6 protein-coding genes and 1 pseudogene are annotated in these 4,530 nt (G+C 56.7%); all 7 read right to left on the bottom strand.

All coding sequences use genetic code 11. The features are described 5' to 3' along the window. Positions 1-161: 161 nt before the first annotated feature. Positions 162-383 carry a hypothetical protein gene (locus tag Z052_RS20420; protein WP_199058247.1) on the bottom strand — a complete coding sequence of 74 codons (222 nt, stop codon included), beginning with the start codon at positions 381-383 and terminating at the stop codon, positions 162-164. Between the two features lie 239 nt (positions 384-622). Next, on the bottom strand, positions 623-1,672 hold the full coding sequence (locus tag Z052_RS20415) for a hypothetical protein (RefSeq protein WP_199058245.1): 1,050 nt from the start codon (positions 1,670-1,672) through the stop codon (positions 623-625). Further along, entirely contained in the window at positions 1,669-2,361 is a 693-nt protein-coding gene (locus tag Z052_RS05290; RefSeq protein WP_099288886.1) for a hypothetical protein, read from the bottom strand. The genes Z052_RS20415 and Z052_RS05290 overlap by 4 nt, the downstream gene beginning before the upstream one ends. Beyond that, complete coding sequence (locus Z052_RS05285) at positions 2,358-2,744, bottom strand: hypothetical protein (protein ID WP_199058243.1); 387 nt, start codon at positions 2,742-2,744, stop codon at positions 2,358-2,360. Before Z052_RS05285 ends, Z052_RS05290 begins: the two co-directional genes overlap by 4 nt. A gap of 460 nt (positions 2,745-3,204) precedes the next feature. Continuing rightward, a complete protein-coding gene (locus Z052_RS19720) occupies positions 3,205-3,516 on the bottom strand; it encodes a hypothetical protein (RefSeq protein ID WP_158228670.1) in 312 nt (103 codons plus the stop codon). 137 nt (positions 3,517-3,653) lie between these two features. Then, complete coding sequence (locus Z052_RS05280) at positions 3,654-4,046, bottom strand: hypothetical protein (RefSeq protein WP_199058241.1); 393 nt, start codon at positions 4,044-4,046, stop codon at positions 3,654-3,656. Positions 4,047-4,227: 181 nt separating this feature from the next. Next, a pseudogene (locus Z052_RS20725) lies at positions 4,228-4,530 on the bottom strand (hypothetical protein); the annotation flags it as partial.

Raw genomic sequence — 4,530 nt, 5'->3', positions numbered from 1 at the left:
AACGTTCAAAGCTGAGTATTCACTCATCTGGATCGATACTCGGAACTTCTTGTTCCCAGCTCTCTTCGGCGTAGCTATCGTCGTTGGGTGTCACCTCAAACAGGCGGACAGCCGAATCAAGCGACTCAAGCTGAAGTTTTGACTCATCGACTCGACGTGGTTCAATACACATCATCTGCTCGGTTGATGAGGCCGGTTCCAAAGAGTCGAGCCATCGCGTTTGACGCAGTTGTCTTGTTGAGGTCTGTTCGGGCTACAATTTTATCTGGTGTGAATCCGTACTCGTAGTGTGTAACAGTGAAGCTAAGGGCCTTGTACAGGTTTGATTCTGGCGTAACCGGGAGCAGTTCATCAGCCGTGAGTTCTTCAACGGGAACTGGCATTTTTATTACAACCTATCAAAAGATGATATTACAGTTTTTACAGAGCCGTTGTTCCACACGAAATGAGAAGCGTAGTGTGTCACTACTCTCTGTACGTCAGTAGAAGTCGGAATCAGCTAGAGTTCCTGATCTGGTGTGAATGCCGGTGAAACCAACAATTGAGATCCTCGCAAAAAAAACTCTGAGAACAGAGGCCCAAATCCGGCTGTTTAGCTACTTAACACAATATCTCACTAGGGTCAATGACCAGCAGCAGGATGGGTACCATCGTCATCTTGGTCGCTTTCGATCGGCTCGTAGTCAGCGTCTTTACCCACCGGGGTGAAGCCTGGGACGTAGCTGAAGCGTTTCCCTGGCTCCCCACGAAACATTAGTGGGAACGAACCGCGATCCTCTCGAGCCCGATACTGCGGCCCCCACTCATTAAGTGCCGTAGTCGGCTTCGCTACATGCGGGGCAGGGAGTTCTGCACGCTCTAAATCCTTGAGTGTGAGTACCCGTACTTCGAGTTCGCGTGCTAGTTTTTCGGCTCGCGGAGTGAGCTCGGTTGTGTGACAGAGTACTGGCATCGCACGACAGGCAAACGCTACCGTACAGAGCCGAAAGAGGATACGCGGCGTGATTGGGTCTGTCGTCCAGTCTTTACACTGAGCGACGATCCAATCGCTGGGTTCCTGCTGTTTCGTTCGTCGGCGAGCGACAATATCCACCTCGAGACTGAAGATGTGCTGTCGTCTTGCCGCCCCGTATCCCCAGCGGTTGAGTGCCCGATCGAGTTGATACTCGAGCCACCGCCCATCACTGTCACCACGACCCCCAACGTGTGGGTCGATTTCGGCAATAGCGATATCCGCTTGAGCGGCCAGGACTGGGCTTTCTGTTGGCACCGCGGGGATGATGTCGCGTAGCGCTGTAGCGTACTCAAGCGCTGTTGTGAACTTCTCAGCGGGTGCCTCGTCGTAGTTGGCGTCTGCCAACGCAGCCTGTAGTGAGCGGATCAGCCAGCATAACTGTTCTTCCACGCGAGTGAGTGTAGTCGCGTAATCGTTGGCAGAATCGAGTGTATTGTCGTCGGTCGAGTCATCGTCACAATCTGGGTCAGGAAGAATCCGTTCGGCCTCTTTGATGGGCTGGTTGGTTAGATACAGGAGGCGGCGGGCGAACATCCGCTGGTCAGTTGTGAGCGTATGGTCGCCTTCGATCGTTTCACGGAGTGATGTGAGTGTCTCCGTAAGCGAACACAGACGATTTGCGTACCCGTCTGGGAGGTGGGATTCGTTTGCGCTCATCGGGTGAGTGGGCTGGGGGTGAAGTGGTGGCGTGTCAATGTGGTCTCTGAGAGCGCCTTGATGCTCGGCTGGCCCTGTTGCTGGAGGTGGTGGTAGAGTTCCGCTTCGTCAGTGACGGTGACCCACTGAGGGCTGCCGGCTTCTCGGTACCGCAATTCGTCGTCGACGGCCCCAAGCACACCTTGTTCAGTTGTCGCCGTCGCATCGAAGACGAGGACGTCTGGATCCGGATGAGTCCACGTACCGCGAATCCAGTTAAGCTGTGTCTCGATCGTCGGCGGGTCGATGGGATCCGGATATCGTGGTTCCGCTGGTGCGCTGATCGCGACGTCGGTGACACTGTCGCGACCACAGATACGCCAGCGTTCACCTGTCCACTCGAGTTCACGGCGGGTCCAACTGTCACCGTCGCTGTCTGGGCCGAGGGTAAGTCGTCGTGGTGGAGTATGAGGTGGGTCCCACTGGAGGACACATGACCCACCGTCAGGGAGTGTACCGTCATCTGTTCGACGCTGGTGTTCGAACAGCGCAGCATCGATCTGCGACCGTGCTCGCCGGAGTGTGACGAGAGGGTCTGCGGACGGTGTGGCTGCTGTTCCGTCGGCGGTATCGACCGCCTCGAACAGGCGATGGAAGCGGGCGTCGATGTCTCGAAGTGTCGCGAGGGCACGGGCTTGTGTCTCAGTCATGCGCTTTCCTCGCGGTCTGGTTTGTAGCAGGCTGTCTGGAGCCGGCGGATGTATTCGGCGAGTGGTTCAGTTGCGTCTGTCGCGGTTACGGTCTTGGATCGGTCATCGTAGTCGACTACACCGACTTCATCGAGGGTCTCGAGATGCTGTTGGGTCAGCGCGATATAGACCGACGTACGTTCGTCGCTGCCGACCTTGCTGGGATCAATCGCGTTTTCGATGGCCGCGATTTCGACCGCAAGTTCGTTAGTGGGGACTGCTTTGGAAGCGCGTGACAGTGACAATACGACGCGGCGTCGGCGACTATTTCCAATCGCATCGAACGCGACATCTGGTTCCATTGGAACCGCGAGTGAGGCCGTCTCGTCGGGCGTGTCTGTCATTTAGCTCGCCTCCGTAGATGGGATCGTCCGTCGATGTGGCTGGCGTCTCTTCGACAAGCTGTAATTAGTGAGGGGTTCATGCGGGGTGTCCTGTCGCCACGGCTGGGACTCTCTGGTCGGCTTGGGAGGTTGATTACCTATGGTTTGGATGTGGGCGCTGCTGTGCGCTTTGTCACGCTGGTGTGCGAGTTGTACGAGGGTGTCTGTCACTAGGTCAGTTTTGAGCGTAGTGTTCTGAGAGACAGAGTTATGACTCCTGACCCTGGTGTTTTGGATTGCTGTCATTGGGTTGGCAGCACGATTCCTCCGGCGTCCTAGCGCCGGGGGAGTTCTCTCGGATCGTGCTATTCCGCTAGACGAGCGAGTGTGACTTTTATATTCGTGTCACAAATCTCGTCCACTGTATTTGCGTCTTTGAGTGGTTGTATCGGTCGAATCTGTCTGTAGTCTTAATTTCCTGTTAAATCACACTCCACTCCCACCGGTAGCTAAAAATACACTTCTCATAGACGATGAATATACAATCAACGATATCTATGGTAGCAAGAACTGAGATCAACTCTCTTTGCCACCAGTCCGTTGATGTTGGTGGTGATGCTGTTGCGTCGTCGCTCCCACAGTCGTGGTGTCCCGCCGCCGTCGTCTCCCCCACCTCCACTCTCGAACCATCCTCGTAACACTCGATGTCGTCAACATACCACCCCACTCCCCAGTCTCGCATCGGGACGGTAACCCGTAGGTGCTGTTGTCGCCGCCTGCCGCCGCTGCTCATCATTGGGTCTCGCGTCGTAACAGGTGTCCCCTAGGGTCGCTGTTGCCGCTGGTCCGGTCTTGTTTCTAGTTCGTTCGTCGGTCGGCTTCGATGCTGGTCGCTGTTCGGATCGTGCTGTCTCACCCCTCCCCCGCCAATCAGTTGTCTCCTCTCGTTGCCTCCTCAACTGCTTCCCGTTCGTCGCGGACTTGATCCCTGACAGTTTCTTCTTCGTCCGATCGATCTGGATAGCTCCCTGCGCTCTGAAAGTACGGTAGTGGGCTGTCGGCTAACTCCACACCAGAGACGCCGGCGGGCATCGGCCGTTCGCTGATAGTCTCGAATCGATCTTCGACTGTGTTCGCGACGGTAGTGCTTGTGCCGAGGTTCTCAAGAAGATGATCGAGTTTCGCGTCCAGTTGTTCGAACCGGTATCGCATCTCGCGTGCTTGGACCCCCTCCCGGAGGAGCAGTTCGATCACTCTACTCTTCGGGATGTCATGGTGGGCGGCCATCGCTTCGAGAATGCTGTTCAGATCGTCATCTACCATCGCTCCAATTCGTTCTCCCATATGGTGTCACTCCCTCTCCGGGTAGTAAGTGATTTTCGTCAGCCGCCTCGGCTATCCCCCAATCAAGTCAGTATCTGCCGACCCCGGCTACTCCCCGCCCCCGAGTCGCCATCTGGCCCTGCCCTGATCATCCACGTCAGCTCCGTCCTGAACGATCTGCCTACGGCAATCCGGGAGGATCGAGTTTTCGCTCCACCTTCCATCTCCTCCTCCCTTTCTCATCTCTCTCGCCCCCTGCTGATCCCTGTCCCCTGCCGAGCGGTCGGTGATAGCTGTTCCTCGCTGCGGTGGTTTCGGATTGCGTCCCGTTGTCGCCGTCGCCCCCGCCCCTCCGTCGCGTCGCTCTCGCTGTTCGGTCTTCGTCGCCGTCGTCGTTGTCTTCGCTGTCCCCATCGCTTCGCCGCCCCCGTAGTGTCGGCGTCCCGTTGTCGCCGTCGCCTCCGCCCCCACCGTCGCGTCGCAT

It is taken from the genome of Halorubrum sp. C191 (assembly GCF_002727095.1).
Classification (GTDB): Archaea; Halobacteriota; Halobacteria; order Halobacteriales; family Haloferacaceae; genus Halorubrum; species Halorubrum ezzemoulense.
This window is presented reverse-complemented; position numbering and strand designations above follow the sequence as displayed.